This window comes from Occultella glacieicola (assembly GCF_004353825.1).
GTDB lineage: Bacteria > Actinomycetota > Actinomycetes > Actinomycetales > Beutenbergiaceae > Occultella > Occultella glacieicola.
Genome location: NZ_SMNA01000003.1, coordinates 204,328 through 219,058, shown reverse-complemented (window position 1 = coordinate 219,058; position 14,731 = coordinate 204,328). Strand labels below are relative to the sequence as shown.

The window sequence follows — 14,731 nt, the reverse complement described above, 5'->3', positions numbered from 1 at the left end:
AGAGATGGTCACGCTGCGGCCGATCGGGGCCGCCGATGCCGAGGACCTCTGGATCGGCGTCAGTGACCCGGAGGGCCGGCAGCAGACCGGCGGTGGTGATGGACGCACCCGCGAGGAGATCGCCGAGTGGGCCGCCGGGGCCGCCGAGCTCGAGGGCCGCTACGACTGGGCGATGTGCACCGACGGTGGCCTGATGGTCGGTGCGATCGCCCTCGAGGACGTCGACCCGGCATCGCGCCGCGCCGAGATCCGGCTGCTCACCAACCCCGGTCACCGTGGACGCGGGTACGGGCGCGAGGCGATCATGCTGGTGCTCACGTTCGCGTTCGTGGGTCCGGACGGGGCCGGGCTCGGCCTGCACCGGGTGGGGCTCGAGGTGCTCAGCATCAACCCGCGCGCTGCCGCGCTCTACCAGTCGCTCGGCTTCGTGGTGGAGGGCCGGATCCGCGAGTCCTACCTGGACTCCGGTCGCTACTACGACGCGATCCTGATGGGCGTGCTGGAGGACGAGTACGCCGTCGCGAGCGCGGGCTGGCGCTGACCGCCCCGCGCCGACCCGTTTCGCTGAGATCGCACGTGCTGCTCTGAGTTCGGACATGCGCGTGGTCCGAGTTCGAGGTGGCAGGTGCGATGTCGACGGCCCGCGCTCAGCCAGCCACCAGCGCGCGGGCCAGCTCGCTGTGCTCGGCGACCAGCGCGGGCACGTCCAGGCCGGTGATCTCGCCGCCGGTGACCCTCCAGGTGCCGCCGATCATGACCCGGTCCGCGCGGTCCGCGCCGCACAGCAGCAGCGCGGACAGGGGGTCGTGGCTGCCGGAGAAGCGCAGGTCGTCGAGGCGGTACATGGCCAGGTCGGCCTGCTTGCCGACGGCGAGTTCCCCGATGTCCTCGCGGCCCAGCGCCCGGGCGGAGCCGGTCGTGGCCCAGCCCAGTGCGCGTTCGGTGGTGACCTGATCCGCGCCGTAGCGAAGCCGCTGCAGGTACATCGCCTGACGGACCTCGAGGATCATGTTGGACGCGTCGTTGGAGGCCGAGCCGTCCACGCCGATGCCCACCGGCACCCCGGCATCCTCCAGTTCCACCGCCCGGCAGATCCCCGACGCCAGGCGCATGTTGGACGTGGGGCAATGCGCCACCGCGGTGCGCGCGCCGCCGAGGCGGGCGATCTCGTCGTCGTCGAAGTGGATGCCGTGCCCGAGCCAGGTGCGTTCGGAGAGCCAACCGACCGAGTCCAGGTAGTCGACGGTGCGCATCCCGAACCGTTCGAGGCAGAAGTCCTCCTCGTCGATGGTCTCGGCAAGGTGGGTGTGCAGGCGGACGTCGTTGGCGGCGGCGAGCTCGGCGCTGTCGGCCATGATCTGCGTGGTCACCGAGAACGGTGAGCATGGCGCCAGGGCGATCTGGATCATCGCGCCGTCGCCGCGCTCATGGTAGCGGTCGATCAACCGTTGGGAGTCCGCCAGGATGACGTCCGGATCCTGCACGGTGGACTGCGGGGGCAGACCGCCGTCCTTCTCGCCGAGGGTCATCGACCCGCGGGTCAGCGTGGCCCGCATGCCGAGGGCCCGCGCGGCACCGACCTGGATGTCGATCGAGTCCTCCATGCCGTCCGGGAACAGGTAGTGGTGGTCGGCCGCCGTGGTGCAGCCCGAGCGCAGCAGTTCGGCCATCGCCACCGTGGTGGCCAGTTCCAGCGCGCGCGGGGTGAGCCGGGCCCAGACCGGGTACAGGTTCACCAGCCACGGGAACAGCGGCACATTCACGACCGGCCCCCAGGCCCGGGTGAGGGTCTGGTAGAAGTGGTGGTGGGTGTTGATCAGGCCCGGGATGAGCACGTGCGAGGACACATCGAAGGTCTCGTCCGGGGCCGTGGCCGGCCGAGCACCGGCGGCGACCAGTTCGACGACGGTGCCGGTCCCGGTGTCGACGACCACACCGCCGGCGGCGGATCGGCCGGAGTCGGCCCCTGCGGCGGAACTGCTGCCGGTGAAGATGGCCTGCGGGTGGGATAGCCAGAGGGTGCTCACGCGACTCGCCTTTCGGTTCGGACGAACGGCGCGGCCACGGGCGGCGACCATGCCGCCAGCTCAGTGAGGTCCTGTCTGCTGATCCAGGAACCGGCGCCGGGCCGGAGCCCGAAGGGGCTCACGGTCGCCTCGTGCCGGTGCCCGGGACGCTACCACCGGTCCCCGTGGCCCGGTCAAGGGCCCGGACCGGCGACCGCGGGTGCGGTTCTGCGGCAGAACCGGCCCATGAGCCGCAGGACGGCGCGCTCGCCGAAGTGCCGCCCCGCCGAGGGTGCTGATCAGCGGCTCAATGACGCGATCGGCCGCACGACGACACTCTCGACGACGTGGGGCGCGTCAGGAGGCGACGTCCACCACCACCTTGCCCAGGGCGCGTCCGGTGCCGACGTAGGTCAATGCGTCGGCGACGTCGAGGAGGGGAAAGGTGCGGTCGATCCTGATCGTGGCCTCACCGTCGACGCATCGTTGCGCCACCGGCTCGAAGTGCTTCGGCCCGGACGGCACCGCCATGATCCCGAGCCGGCGGCCGGTGAGGAGAGCCGCGATGGCTCCGACGGTCCCCACCCCGATCATGGTCGGAACGCCGCCGCCGACCATGCCGTAGCGGCCACCCCGGGCCAGGGCCCGCCGATACGCGAACGGCGACCGATGGGCGACCAGGTCGACGATGCGGTCATAGGGCCCGGTCCGGGTGAAGTCCTGCGCGCGATAGTCGAGCACGTCGGCGGCCCCGAGCGAGCGCATGAAGTCGAGCTTGCCTGCGTTGTCCACCCCCGTCACGTGGGCTCCCGCGGCGGCTGCGAACTGGATCGCGAACATCCCCGAGCCGCCGCCGGCGCCGTTGATCAGGACCCGGTCCCCGCGGCGGACGGCTGACGTCGCGTGCCGGGCGATGGCACCCGCCTGGGGCAGGCTCGAGGCCTGCGCGAAGCTCAGGTCCGCAGGTTTGAGCGCCAGCGCACCCTCGGGCGCCACGGCGTACTCGGCGAAGCCGCCCTTGAGGGCGAGGTTGTCCCCGTACACCTCGTCGCCGGCGCGGAACCTGGTGACATCCGGTCCGACCGCCTCGACCCATCCGGCGATGTCCGAGCCGAGCACCGGTGTTCGCACCGGCCGACGCAGGCCACCGAGCCGGGCGTAGGCCGGCCGGCCGCGTAGACACTCCCAGTCGGAGAGGTTGATCGACGTCGCGGCCACCCGCACCAACACCTGTCCGCGCCCCGGCGTGGGCTCCGGCACCTGCTCGATGCGGAGCACCTCCGGTGGCCCGTATCGGTCGTAGCGGACGGCCCTCATGAGTCTCCTTCCGCCGTGAGCCAGAACGTGAACGATGTGGCGTCCGGGGCGGCGGGCTCACCGTCCGACGTCCGGACCGCGGCGGTTCGCAGACCCGCGGCCTCGGCGAGCCGGGTGAAACCCGCTGTGGTGTGCCAGTGCAGCAGCCAGTCGCGCTCGAGCACGTCCGGAGCGCCCGACGGCGAGTCCCGCTCATAACGCAACGCGGTGCGCTGGGTCCGTCGCTCCTCGTCGCGGGTGCCGGCCACGGTGGTGCACCGGAGCCGGGCGCCGTCAGCGGTCGTGCTCTCGCTCGCCGTCCCGATCGCCGATGCGGGCACCGGGTCGGGGATGAACAGCGGCACCAGAGCGGTGCCACCCTCGGCGAGGTGGGCGCGGATCCGGGTCAGGGCGCGCCCCGCCGTCTCGTCGTCGGGGAGCAGGTTGAACGTGGGGCCGGCCAGGAAGATCGAGCGGTACCGGCGGGGAAGGTCGAGGTCCTCCATCCGCTGGTGGTGCACGGCCACCGTGAGACCGGCGTCCTCTGCCCGCGCCCGGAGCCGGGCGAGCATGTCCGCGGAGGAGTCCACGCCGTCGACGTCCAGACCTCGACGGCGCAGCTCCAATAGCGGGTCGCCGTCGCCACAGCCGAGCTCAAGCGCGGGCTCGCCGCTCTCGAGGTTGAAGTTCTCGTAGGGCGCCGCGGTCTGCCGCACCGAGCGCAGCGGACCATAGAGATCGGCGACGAGCCCGGTGTAGAAGTCCGCGGGGTCCATTCGGCCATCCTCCGGGCCCGGGGCCAGTGAGGGCAAGGGCGACCCCTGGACGAGCCGACGCGTGACAATCACCCGCTGCTATCATCCAAAGGAATCGCAATTCCGCGCAGCGGAAGTGTCGCACCCGATTGCCGCACCTTTCCGGCCTTGGCATGCTCGAACAGTCTGCTAGGCCACGCCCGAAGAAGGAGTCTTCCCATGAGCGATGTGTCCGGCCTCGAGATCATCGGCGATCTCCCCGAGCGGGCCGAGGAGGTCCTCACCACCCCGGCCCTCGAACTGATCGCGAGCCTGCATCGCCAACTCGGCGCCCGGCGGCTGGAACTGCTCGCCGCGCGCACCGAGCGCGTTCGCGCCCTCGCCGAGGGCGGCACCCTCGACTTCCTGCCCGAGACCGCCCACATCCGCGCCGACGACTCCTGGCGGGTCGCGCCGGCCGCGCCGGGTCTGGTCGACCGGCGCGTCGAGATCACCGGTCCGACCGACCGCAAGATGACCATCAACGCCCTCAACTCCGGGGCGAAGGTGTGGCTGGCGGACCAGGAGGACGCGAACACCCCGCACTGGACCTCGGTGATCGGCGGCCAGGTCAACCTGCTCGACGCCATCAACCGCACCATCGACTTCACGGCAGAGACGGGCAAGTCCTACGCACTCAAGAGCGACGACGCGCTCGCCACGATCGTGGTCCGCCCGCGTGGCTGGCACCTGCCCGAGAAGCACATCACGGTCGACGGCGAGGTCGTCTCCGGCAGCCTCGTGGACTTCGCGCTCTACCTGGCCACGGCCGGCCTGCGTCAGATCGAGAAGGGTCTCGGTCCGTACTTCTACCTGCCGAAGATGGAGTCCCACCTCGAGGCGCGGCTGTGGAACGACGCCTTCCTGATCGGGCAGGACGCGCTCGGCATCGGCCGGGGCACCATCCGCGCCACCGTCCTGATCGAGACCTACCCCGCGGCGTTCGAGATGGACGAGATCCTCTACGAGTTGCGCGAGCACTCCGCGGGACTGAACGCCGGCCGCTGGGACTTCATGTTCTCGGTCATCAAGTCGTTCCGTACCCGCGGCACCGAGTTCCTGCTCCCGGACCGCAACTCCGTGACGATGACGGTGCCGTTCATGAAGGCCTACTGCGACCTGCTCGTGCAGACCTGCCACAAGCGCGGCGCCCACGCGATCGGCGGCATGGCGGCCTTCATCCCCTCGCGTGACCCGCAGGTCAACGAGGCGGCCTTCGAGAAGGTGCGCGCGGACAAGACCCGCGAGGCGAACCTCGGCTTCGACGGATCCTGGGTGGCCCACCCGGGCATGGTCGAGCTCTGCCAGGAGGTCTTCACCGGCGTTCTCGGTGACCGGCCGAACCAGATCGACGTCACCCGCGACGACGTGACCGTCACCGCCGCGGACCTGCTGAACGTGGCTGCGACGCCGGGTGACGTCACCGAGGTGGGGTTGCGCTCGAACATCTCGGTCGGCATCCAGTACCTGCACGCCTGGCTCGGTGGGCTCGGCGCGGTCGCCATCAACAACCTGATGGAGGACGCCGCTACGGCCGAGATCTCCCGCTCGCAGGTGTGGCAGTGGCTGCACAACGACATCGTCCTCGCGGACAGCGGCGAGACGGTGACCCGCGAGCTGATCGACCGCCTCGTGACGGAGGAGGTCGACAAGCTCGACGGCGCCCCGGCCGACTACGCCGAGGCCCGCCAGACGTTCCTGGACGTGGCCGTCGCGGACGACTACGCCGACTTCCTCACCCTGCCCGCCTACGAACGCATGCCCTGAGAGGACCGACAGAATCCGATGAGCCGACTCGATGTGGGACAGCCCGCGCCCGACTTCAGCCTGCCGACCGCCGCCGGGGAGAAGGCCTCCCTGGCCGACCTGCGCTCAGCCGCCACCAACGGCGTGATCGTGTACTTCTACCCGAAGGCGAGCACCCCCGGGTGCACCACCGAGGCGTGCGACTTCCGGGATGCCCTGGCCTCCCTGCAGGGCGCCGGCTACGCCGTCGTCGGCATCTCCGCCGACCCGATCGAGGACCTGCAGGCCTTCGCGGCGGCGCAACACCTGAACTTCCCGCTCGCCTCCGACCTCGACCACTCGGTCGCGGACGCCTACGGAACCTGGGGTCCGGTCACGTTCGGTGACCGCACGTTCGACTCGGTGCACCGCTCGACCTTCGTCGTGGCGCCGGACGGCACCCTGGCCTCGGTCGCGTACGACGTGCCGGCTCAGGGGCATGTGCGCGCGCTGCGCGAGGAACTGGGCGTCGCGTAGGCGCGTGTGGACACAGCGGGCAGGCATCCCTCGGGTGCCTGCCCGCGGTCGTTTCGCCCGACGCTCGGCGCGGTCGCCTCGGGCCGTCGCCGGAGCCCTTGACAGCGCGCGAACCAAGCGAGTAACTTGCGATTAGCAGAAGTTCGATTCCAGTATGTGGAAGTCAACGAAGGTGTAGGCACCGAGCGATGAGGCTGGTCGAGTTCAACACCGCCCCCCGGGACGAGGTCCTGGGCCTGCTGCGTGCCTGCGCCGACGTCGAGCGGTGGGCCGAGGAGGTCGCCGAGGCCCGGCCGTTCGCCGGCGTCGCCAACGTCCTGGGCGCGGCACGCACCGCCGCGAGGCCCTGGACCGACACCGAGATCGACGCCGCGCTGGCCGGCCACCCGCGCATCGGCGAACGCGCCGAGGGTACCGGCCCCGGTGCCGCGATGTCGCGCCGCGAACAGTCCGGCGTCGACACCGGCGGCGACGTGCAGGAGCGGCTGCGGGCCGGCAACCTGGCGTACGAGGAGCGGTTCGGCCACGTGTTCCTGATCCGGGCCGCAGGCCGCAGCGCCGCCGAGATCCTCGCGTCCCTCGACGAGCGGCTCACGCACACCCCCGAGCAGGAGCGCCGGACCGCAGCGGAGCAGTTGCGTGAGATCGCCGTCCTGCGCCTGGAGACCCTCCTGGAAGGAACCCCCTGATGTCCCACGTCACCACCCACGTCCTCGATGCCTCGGCCGGCCGGCCCGCGGCCGGGATCGCCGTGCTGCTCGAGGGGCGCGCCCGTGGCTCCGGTTGGTCCGACGTCGCCACCGGGACCACCGACGACGACGGCCGAGTCACCGACCTCGGGCCGGACGCCCTGCCCGAGGGCACCTACCGGCTCACCTTCGCCACCGGTGCCTACTTCGACGCCCGCGGCGTCGACACGTTCTACCCGGAGGTCACCGTGGCGTTCCGGGTCGCCGGATCGGACCAGCACTACCACGTACCGGTGCTGCTGAGCCCGTTCGCCTACTCCACCTACCGAGGGAGCTGACATGCCCGACACCACGACCAGTGACATCGCCGTCCTGGGCGAGAACCAGTACGGCAAGGCCGAGGTCCGCCTCGTCCGCATCGAGCGGGAGACCCCGCGCCACGAGATCACCGACTTCAACGTCTCCTCACAGCTACGCGGCGACCTGGACGCGATCCACACCGACGGGGACAACGCGCACTGCGTGGCGACCGACAGCCAGAAGAACACCGTCTACTCCCTGGCCCGGGGCGGCGTCGGCACCCCGGAGGAGTTCGCGCTCCGCCTCGGCGAGCACTTCACGTCCACCTACGACTGGATCTCCGGCGGTCGCTGGGAGATCGAGAAGTACTCCTGGGTCCGCATCCCCACCGGGGCGGGCGAGCACGACCACTCGTTCGTGAAGAGCGGCACCGAGGTCCGCACCGTCGTGGTCCAGCGCGATGGCGAGGACGTGTTCGTCGTCGCCGGTCTGCAGGACCTCACCGTCCTGAAGTCCACCGCATCGGAGTTCGTCGGCTTCACCCGCGACACGTACACGACGCTCGCCGAGGCCACCGACCGGATCCTGGCGACCGACGTGAAGGCGCGGTGGCGTTACACCCGCACCGATCTGGACTTCGACGCGGTGTTCGACGACGTCCGCCGGCTGATGCTGGAGCAGTTCGCCACCCAGCACTCCTACGCGCTCCAGCAGACGCTGTACCAGATGGGTGTCGCGGTCCTCGAGGCGCACCCGGAGATCGCCGAGATCAAGTTCTCGATGCCGAACAAGCACCACTTCCTCGTGGACCTGAGCCCGTTCGGCCAGGACAACCCGAACGTGGTCTTCTTCGCGGCGGACCGTCCCTACGGGTTGATCGAGGCGACGGTGCAGCGCAAGGACGCCACTCCGGAGCCGCGAGCCTGGGCCACGGTCACCGGCTTCTGCTGATCGGAGCGGTGATGGCGCGGCAGTCAGGCCTCGAGCCGGTGCAGGTCCGCCGGCACGTCCACGTCCTCCGCCGCGCCGAGCCCCGTGCAGTCCACCGGGCGCAGCACCTCCGGGTGCGCGCGCAGGTAGCGCCGGGCGCCCTCGTCACCGGTCGCGAGCGCCGCCGCGGCGACGGCGATCCCGGCGTCGAGGACCATGGGGTGGCCGGGTCGGGCGCGGGGCCCGAACCGCGCCGCCGTGACCGTGCCCGGCCGGTGCTCGGCCAGCAGGTGTGCCACGAGCGCGCCGCTGACGCCGGGTTGGTCCACGAGTGCGATCAGCACGGCATCGATGCCCGACGGCGGCGCCTGACCGGGTGCGTCGGCGGCGCCTTCTTGGGTGGTCGCCATGGCAGCGGCAACGCCCGCCCGGAAGGAGGACGCCAGCCCGCCGGCCCAGTCGTGGTTCACCAGCACCCGGGCAGAGCCGAGTTCCGTCGCCGCCCGCACCCGGTCCGCCTCGGCGCCGAGGACCACGACCACTCGATCACAGCCGCCGTCGCGCAGGGCGCCGACGACGTGCTCCACGAGCGGCGCGCCCCGGTGGGTCAGCAGGGCCTTCGGGCCGCGACCGAGCCGGCTCCCACCGCCGGCCGCGAGCACCACGCCACACACATCCACCCGGCGAGCGTAGCCCGCCGGACCTGACGAACCACCGAACCGCAACGGTCCCGCCGGACCCGAGAGCCGCCGTCGCAGGTGGCTCGCGAGCCGGCCCGACCAGACTCGAAGGAGAGTGACAACCATGGCGGAAGCAACAGCAAGCACACGCACCGGGCCTGCGAGGCCGGAGGACGAGCGCCTCTCGATCGGTGCCTCGTTCGCCTACGGCCTCCAGCACGTGCTGACGATGTATGGCGGCATCATCGCCGTTCCGCTGATCATGGGCGGCGCGGCCGGTCTCGCCCCCGGGGAGATCGGCCTGCTGATCGCGTCCTGCCTGTTCATCGGCGGGCTGGCCACGATCCTGCAGTCCTTCGGGCTGCCGTTCTTCGGGTCCCAGCTCCCGCTCGTGCAGGGCGTCTCGTTCGCCGGCGTGGCCACCATGCTCGCGATCCTCGACGGCGGAGGCGGCCTCGGTGACGTGTTCGGCGCCGTGCTCGTGGCCTCGCTGATCGGGCTGCTGATCGCACCGTTCTTCGCACAGATCATCAGGTTCTTCCCGCCGGTCGTGACCGGTGTCGTGATCACGACCATCGGCCTGACCCTGATGCCGGTGGCCGCGAACTGGGCGATGGGCGGCAACGCCGAGGCCGAGGACTACGGCAGCATGGCCAACATCGGCCTGGCGGCCCTCACCCTGGCCGTCGTGCTGATCCTGTCGAAGGTCAACAGTGCCACGCTCTCCCGGCTGTCCATCCTGCTCGCGATCGTGGTCGGCACGATCGTGGCCGCGGCGCTCGGCATGGCCGACTTCTCCGGGATCGGCGACGGCGCCGTGGTCGCGTTCCCGACCCCGTTCGCGTTCGGCTGGCCCACCTTCGACGTCGCCGCGATCGTCTCGATGCTGATCGTGATCATCGTGACGATGACCGAGACCACCGCGGACATCCTCGCCGTCGGCGAGGTGGTCAAGACGAAGGTGAACTCCCGCCGGATCGCGGACGGCCTGCGTGCCGACATGCTCTCCTCCGCCGTCGCGCCGGTGTTCAACTCGTTCCCGCAGACGGCGTTCGCCCAGAACGTGGGGCTGGTCGCCATCACCGGGGTGAGGAGCCGGTTCGTGGTCACCGCCGGTGGCGTGATCCTCGTGGTGCTGGGTCTGTTCCCGCTCGTGGGCCGGGTGGTCGCGGCGATCCCGACGCCGGTCCTCGGCGGCGCCGGCGTGGTGCTGTTCGGGACTGTGGCCGCCGCCGGCATCCGCACCCTGGCCAAGGTGAAGTACGAGAACAACATGAACCTGATCATCGTCGCGGTGTCCCTGGCGTTCGGGCTCATTCCCGTGGTCCAGCCGACGTTCTACGACGCCTTCCCGGACTGGTTCACGATCATCTTCCACTCCGGGATCAGTTCCGCGGCACTCATGGCCGTGGTGCTGAACATCGTCTTCAACCACATCCGGGCAGGCAACACGGACCAGGCCTCGGTGTTCGTGGCCGGGACCTCGGTCCGGCTGATGAAGCAGGTCGACCTGCAGGCGCTGCGCGAGGGAGACACGCTGGTGGACGGCAGGCTCGTCGACGCCGAGGGTGAGGAGGTCCCGATCGTCCCCGATCACCGGTACGACGATGTCAAGCGCAAGGTCGAGGCCGGCGAGATCACCAGCCGTGACGAGGTCAAGGCGGTCTGCGACGGGGCGTGAGGGCGGGCGCGGGAGGAGGGTGACGAGGTGACGTCAGGCGCCGGGGGAGATGAGTTCCTTCGCCAGCTCGGCCGCGGTGCGGTGCAGCACCGGCACCGCGGTCTCGGCGAAGTCGTATCCCACCCGGGCGGACGGCCCGGAGATCGACAGGGCCGTCGGCGTGGGCGCGCCGGGCACCTCGACGGCGAAGCAGCGCACGCCGATCTCCTGCTCACCGTCATCGATGGCGTACCCGCGCTCCCGGATCGTCGCCAGCTCGGTCAGCAGGGCCTGCGGGTCCGTGATCGTCTGCGGGGTCGCGGCGGGCATCCCGACCCGGGCCACGATCTCCAGCACCGTGGCGTCGGGCAGCTGGGCCAGCACCGCCTTGCCCACCCCGGTCGCGTGGGTGAACACCCGGCGGCCGACCTCGGTGAACATCCGCATCGAGTGCCGCGACGCCGCCTGGGCCACGTACACGGCCATGTCCCGGTCGATCATCGCCAGGTTGACGGTCTCCCCGAGTTCGGCCGCGAGGGCCGTGAGGTAGGGGCGGGCCCCGGCGCCGAGCTGGCGTCCCGCGCTCTCGCCGAGCCGGATCAACCGCGGCCCGAGCGTGTACCGCCGCGAGGGGAGCTGGCGCACGTACCCGCGGGACAGGAGCGTGCGCATCAGCCGATGGATGGTCGGCAGCGGCAGCCCCGTGCTCGCGGCGAGCTCGGACAGCGCGGCCTCACCGCCGGCGTCCGCCATCAGTTCCAGGAGCTCGATGGCCCGGTCGACGGACTGCACCTGGCCGCTCGCGACCTTCTCCCGTGGTTCCGGCTGGGGCGCTCCCGACGAGCCTGTGCTGTCTGTGCTTCCCATGTCTCTACCTTCTCGTATGTCCGGCCACTTCCTTGACCTCCCAGTATCACCTATGCTTCCGCTGAGTGGAAGTGTGAATCCGAATCGCGAGAGATTGGACCGATGATGGCCCTGCCCAGCCCGAGCTACTCGATCACCCTGCGCGTCGAGGCCCCCACCGGCCCGCGAACCACCACGGACATCGTGGCCGCCGTCGGCGCCACGGGTGCGGCGGTCACGGGTGTGGACGTGGTCGAGTCCACCGACACGGGCATGGTCGTCGACGTGTCCTGCAACGCCGTCGACGGCGCGCACGTCGAGTCGATCTCGGCGACCCTCGAGGCGATCGACGGCGTCCATGTCCGTCAGGTCAGCGACGCCACTTTCCTGATGCATCTGGGCGGCAAGCTCGAGGTGCGGCCCAAGGTGAACCTGCGCCACCGCGACGACCTGTCCCGCGCATACACCCCCGGCGTGGCCCGGGTCTGCCTGGCGATCGCGAAGAAGCCCGAGGACGCGCGCCGCCTGACCATCAAGCGGAACACGGTCGCCGTCGTCACGGACGGCACCGCCGTCCTCGGCCTCGGCGACATCGGGCCCGCGGCGGCCATGCCGGTGATGGAGGGCAAGGCGGCCCTGTTCAAGCAGTTCGGGGGGGTGGACGCGTGGCCGGTCTGCCTGGACACCAAGGACACCGAGGAGATCATCAGGGTGGTCAAGGCGATCGCGCCGGGCTACGGCGGCATCAACCTCGAGGACATCTCGGCTCCGCGGTGCTTCGAGATCGAGCGTCGGCTGCGCGAGGAGCTGGACATCCCGGTCTTCCACGATGACCAGCACGGCACCGCGATCGTGGTGCTGGCCGCCCTCATCAACGCGCTCCGGGTGGTCGGCAAGGACATCGCCGAGGTGCGCATCGTGGTCTCCGGGGTCGGTGCCGCGGGCTCGGCGATCATCCACCTGCTCGCCGACGAGGGGGCCACGAACATCATCGGGTTCGACCGGACCGGCGCCGTGCACGGCGGCCGCGAGTACGTCGACGAGCACCGCCGCTGGCTCGCCGAGAACACCAACCCCGAGGGCTTCGCCGGTTCCCTGAAGGAGGGCATGGCAGGCGCGGACGTGTTCATCGGCGTCTCCGCGGCCGGGATCCTCGACGGTGCGGATGTCGCCACCATGAACGAGGCGGCGATCGTGTTCGCGCTCGCCAACCCGGACCCCGAGGTCGACCCGATCGAGGCCGCCCAGCACGCCGCGGTGGTGGCGACCGGGCGCAGCGACTACCCGAACCAGATCAACAACGTGCTCGCGTTCCCGGGGCTGTTCCGTGGTCTGCTGGACGCCCACGCGACCGACATCAGCCCCGCGACGTTGCGCGCGGCGGCCGTCGCGATCGCGGACACCGTGGCCGACTCCGAGCGCAACCCCAACTACATCGTGCCGAGCGTCTTCGACGCGACCGTGGCCGAGGCCGTCGCGAAGGCGGTCCAGGACGTGGCCCGGGCCGAGCGGGAGCGCGCCGGGCACGAGGTCGAGCCGGACGCCGGCGCGGCCGAGTTCGTCGCAACGATCGGCGGTTGAGCGGTGTCGCCGGAGAACCACGCCGACGGAGTGGGCCTGACGTCCGCGGCGACCCGCGCCATCGAGGACCTGCTCGCCGAGCCCGATGCCACCACGGCCCGGCGCTACCCGGGGGACGCCGGTGCCCGGCAGCCGGTGCACACCGTGTACGTGCCGGGGGACAGGTTCGGTCCGGACCTGTCCGCCCGCTGGGGCGCACGGGCCCAGGAGGCGCTCGACGCGGTCGGCGGGATCGACCGACTGCTGGAGGCCCACGGACTCGTCCCGGAGGCGAAGGAGCGGGTCCTGATCGCGGACCTCGTCTCGGTCAAGGTCGGCTCGGAGCCGATCGAGGACCTGCGGATCGACTTCGAGGACGGCTACGGCGATCGAGGGAAGCGCGAGGACGCGGACGTCAGGGCCGCGGCGCGGGCGGTTGCCGAGGCCGGTGCGGCCGGCCGGCTGCCACCGTTCGTCGGGATCCGGTTCAAGTGCTTCGAGCCGGCCACGCGCGCACGCGGGCTCCGGACCCTCGCGCTCTTCGTCGGTGAACTGGCCGCCGCGGGCGGGCTCCCGGACGGGCTCAGGCTCACGTTGCCGAAGGTCACCACGGTCGCGCAGGTGCGCGCCATGGTGCTCGCGTGCGCGGACCTCGAGACCCGACTGGGTCTGCCCGAAGGGCGGCTGCGGTTCGAGATCCAGGTCGAGACTCCCCAGGCGATCCTCGGCGCCGATGGCACCGCCCTCATCGCACCGATGCTGCACGCGGGACAGGGCCGGGTCACCGGCCTGCACTACGGCACCTACGACTACTCCGCCTCGCTCGGCATCGCGGCCGCGGACCAGAGCATGGAGCATCCCGCCGCGGACCACGCCAAGGCGGTGATGCAACTCGCCGCGTCAGGAACCGGCGTGCACCTGTCCGACGGTTCGACGAACGTGCTGCCGGTCGGCGAGCCCGACGCCGTGATCGCGGCCTGGGCGCTGCACGGCCGGTTGGTCACCCGCTCGCTGCACCGGGGCTTCTACCAGGGCTGGGACCTGCACCCGGCGCAGCTGCCGAGCCGGTTCGCCGCCACCTACGCCTACTTCCGCGCGTCGGCGCCGGACGCCGTCGCCCGGCTCACCGACTACCTCGGTGAGCGCGCGGGTGCGGTCCTGGACGAACCGGCGACGGCGAAGGCGTTGGCCGCGTTCGTGGTGCGCGGTCTGGACTGCGGTGCTCTGGCGGCCGCCGACCTCGACGGGCTCGAGCGGGCCCGCCTGGAGGAGCTGGCCAGGCCGGTGCGCCGTGCCTGAGCTCTTCGTCAACGGTGAGGGCATGCGGGGCGGCGGCGTGCACCACAACATCGCCGGCCACCCGTTCCTCGGGCCGGCACGCACCGCGCCGGCCTACCGGTTCTTCTCGGTCCGTGACGAGTTCCCGGGCATCGCCCCCGGCGGGATCGCCGCGATCGTCGGTGAGCTCTACGACGTGCCGCTGACGGTCCTCGCGGAGAGGTTCCTGCCGGGCGAGCCGCCCGAGCTGGAGCTCGGCGTGCTCCGCCTGGACGACGGCCGGGCCGTGTTGTCCATGGTGCTGCGACCCGAGGAGGTCGCCTCCGGACGACACACCGACATCTCGGCCGCCGGCGGCTGGCGGGCGTACCGCGGCGCCTGAGCGGGAACAGGACGCGAGGTGGAGCGGCCACCCCTGGCGCGACGCCGG

General features: G+C 71.3%; 15 protein-coding genes. 10 read left to right on the top strand and 5 right to left on the bottom strand.

Going from position 1 to position 14,731, the window contains the following annotated elements; genetic code table 11:
- Positions 1 to 4: 4 nt before the first annotated feature.
- The gene (locus tag EXU48_RS06625) at positions 5 to 541 is read left to right on the top strand and encodes a GNAT family N-acetyltransferase (RefSeq protein ID WP_235856879.1); all 537 of its coding nucleotides are present in this window, start codon (positions 5 to 7) and stop codon (positions 539 to 541) included.
- Between the two features lie 106 nt (positions 542 to 647).
- Here EXU48_RS06625 and EXU48_RS06620 read toward each other — a convergent pair whose 3' ends face one another.
- The 3 genes from EXU48_RS06620 to EXU48_RS06610 all read right to left on the bottom strand — a co-directional run bounded on the left by EXU48_RS06620 (position 648) and on the right by EXU48_RS06610 (position 4,078).
- A complete protein-coding gene (locus EXU48_RS06620; protein ID WP_207947643.1) occupies positions 648 to 2,078 on the bottom strand; it encodes an 8-oxoguanine deaminase in 1,431 nt (476 codons plus the stop codon).
- A gap of 285 nt (positions 2,079 to 2,363) precedes the next feature.
- Entirely contained in the window at positions 2,364 to 3,323 is a 960-nt protein-coding gene (locus EXU48_RS06615; RefSeq protein ID WP_133106853.1) for an NAD(P)-dependent alcohol dehydrogenase, read from the bottom strand.
- Positions 3,320 to 4,078, bottom strand: coding sequence for a class I SAM-dependent methyltransferase (locus EXU48_RS06610; protein WP_133106852.1), 759 nt, complete (start codon positions 4,076 to 4,078; stop codon positions 3,320 to 3,322). Before EXU48_RS06610 ends, EXU48_RS06615 begins: the two co-directional genes overlap by 4 nt.
- Positions 4,079 to 4,276: 198 nt before the next feature.
- Between EXU48_RS06610 and aceB the strand changes: the two genes are divergently transcribed.
- The 5 genes from aceB (at position 4,277) to pucL (ending at position 8,298) form a co-directional block, all read left to right on the top strand.
- On the top strand, positions 4,277 to 5,863 hold the full coding sequence (aceB, locus tag EXU48_RS06605; protein WP_133106851.1) for a malate synthase A: 1,587 nt from the start codon (positions 4,277 to 4,279) through the stop codon (positions 5,861 to 5,863).
- Between the two features lie 18 nt (positions 5,864 to 5,881).
- Positions 5,882 to 6,358 carry a thioredoxin-dependent thiol peroxidase gene (gene bcp / locus EXU48_RS06600; RefSeq protein ID WP_133106850.1) on the top strand — a complete coding sequence of 159 codons (477 nt, stop codon included), beginning with the start codon at positions 5,882 to 5,884 and terminating at the stop codon, positions 6,356 to 6,358.
- Positions 6,359 to 6,546: 188 nt separating this feature from the next.
- Positions 6,547 to 7,047 (top strand): 2-oxo-4-hydroxy-4-carboxy-5-ureidoimidazoline decarboxylase, encoded by a 501-nt coding sequence (uraD, locus tag EXU48_RS06595; protein ID WP_133106849.1) that lies wholly within the window; start codon positions 6,547 to 6,549, stop codon positions 7,045 to 7,047.
- The gene (uraH, locus tag EXU48_RS06590; RefSeq protein ID WP_133106848.1) at positions 7,047 to 7,385 is read left to right on the top strand and encodes a hydroxyisourate hydrolase; all 339 of its coding nucleotides are present in this window, start codon (positions 7,047 to 7,049) and stop codon (positions 7,383 to 7,385) included. Before uraD ends, uraH begins: the two co-directional genes overlap by 1 nt.
- A gap of 1 nt (position 7,386) precedes the next feature.
- On the top strand, positions 7,387 to 8,298 hold the full coding sequence (gene pucL / locus EXU48_RS06585; RefSeq protein ID WP_133106847.1) for a factor-independent urate hydroxylase: 912 nt from the start codon (positions 7,387 to 7,389) through the stop codon (positions 8,296 to 8,298).
- Positions 8,299 to 8,321: 23 nt separating this feature from the next.
- Here the strand turns inward: pucL and EXU48_RS06580 are convergent, their stop codons facing one another.
- A complete protein-coding gene (locus tag EXU48_RS06580) occupies positions 8,322 to 8,957 on the bottom strand; it encodes a nucleotidyltransferase family protein (protein WP_235856878.1) in 636 nt (211 codons plus the stop codon).
- A gap of 124 nt (positions 8,958 to 9,081) precedes the next feature.
- Between EXU48_RS06580 and EXU48_RS06575 the strand changes: the two genes are divergently transcribed.
- Positions 9,082 to 10,638 carry a nucleobase:cation symporter-2 family protein gene (locus EXU48_RS06575; RefSeq protein ID WP_133106845.1) on the top strand — a complete coding sequence of 519 codons (1,557 nt, stop codon included), beginning with the start codon at positions 9,082 to 9,084 and terminating at the stop codon, positions 10,636 to 10,638.
- A gap of 33 nt (positions 10,639 to 10,671) precedes the next feature.
- Here the strand turns inward: EXU48_RS06575 and EXU48_RS06570 are convergent, their stop codons facing one another.
- Complete coding sequence (locus EXU48_RS06570; protein ID WP_133106844.1) at positions 10,672 to 11,484, bottom strand: IclR family transcriptional regulator; 813 nt, start codon at positions 11,482 to 11,484, stop codon at positions 10,672 to 10,674.
- A gap of 105 nt (positions 11,485 to 11,589) precedes the next feature.
- On the opposite strand from EXU48_RS06570, the gene EXU48_RS06565 reads away from it, so the two are divergent.
- From EXU48_RS06565 to EXU48_RS06555, 3 genes are read left to right on the top strand one after another with little or no spacing between them, the layout of a single operon-like run.
- Positions 11,590 to 13,044, top strand: a complete 1,455-nt coding sequence (locus tag EXU48_RS06565; RefSeq protein ID WP_133107113.1) for an NAD-dependent malic enzyme — start codon at positions 11,590 to 11,592, stop codon at positions 13,042 to 13,044.
- 30 nt (positions 13,045 to 13,074) lie between these two features.
- A complete protein-coding gene (locus EXU48_RS06560) occupies positions 13,075 to 14,322 on the top strand; it encodes a DUF6986 family protein (RefSeq protein WP_133107112.1) in 1,248 nt (415 codons plus the stop codon).
- Positions 14,315 to 14,683, top strand: coding sequence for an allophanate hydrolase-related protein (locus EXU48_RS06555; RefSeq protein WP_133106843.1), 369 nt, complete (start codon positions 14,315 to 14,317; stop codon positions 14,681 to 14,683). Before EXU48_RS06560 ends, EXU48_RS06555 begins: the two co-directional genes overlap by 8 nt.
- Positions 14,684 to 14,731 lie beyond the last annotated feature (48 nt).

Bases quoted from the DNA above. Each gene is read 5' to 3' on its own strand.
- EXU48_RS06625 (WP_235856879.1), top strand. From the start codon at position 5: ATGGTCACGCTGCGGCCGATCGGGGCCGCCGATGCCGAGGACCTCTGG.
- EXU48_RS06620 (WP_207947643.1), bottom strand. From the start codon at position 2,078: ATGGTCGCCGCCCGTGGCCGCGCCGTTCGTCCGAACCGAAAGGCGAGT.
- EXU48_RS06615 (WP_133106853.1), bottom strand. From the start codon at position 3,323: ATGAGGGCCGTCCGCTACGACCGATACGGGCCACCGGAGGTGCTCCGC.
- EXU48_RS06610 (WP_133106852.1), bottom strand. From the start codon at position 4,078: ATGGACCCCGCGGACTTCTACACCGGGCTCGTCGCCGATCTCTATGGT.
- aceB (WP_133106851.1), top strand. From the start codon at position 4,277: ATGAGCGATGTGTCCGGCCTCGAGATCATCGGCGATCTCCCCGAGCGG.
- bcp (WP_133106850.1), top strand. From the start codon at position 5,882: ATGAGCCGACTCGATGTGGGACAGCCCGCGCCCGACTTCAGCCTGCCG.
- uraD (WP_133106849.1), top strand. From the start codon at position 6,547: ATGAGGCTGGTCGAGTTCAACACCGCCCCCCGGGACGAGGTCCTGGGC.
- uraH (WP_133106848.1), top strand. From the start codon at position 7,047: ATGTCCCACGTCACCACCCACGTCCTCGATGCCTCGGCCGGCCGGCCC.
- pucL (WP_133106847.1), top strand. From the start codon at position 7,387: ATGCCCGACACCACGACCAGTGACATCGCCGTCCTGGGCGAGAACCAG.
- EXU48_RS06575 (WP_133106845.1), top strand. From the start codon at position 9,082: ATGGCGGAAGCAACAGCAAGCACACGCACCGGGCCTGCGAGGCCGGAG.
- EXU48_RS06570 (WP_133106844.1), bottom strand. From the start codon at position 11,484: ATGGGAAGCACAGACAGCACAGGCTCGTCGGGAGCGCCCCAGCCGGAA.
- EXU48_RS06565 (WP_133107113.1), top strand. From the start codon at position 11,590: ATGGCCCTGCCCAGCCCGAGCTACTCGATCACCCTGCGCGTCGAGGCC.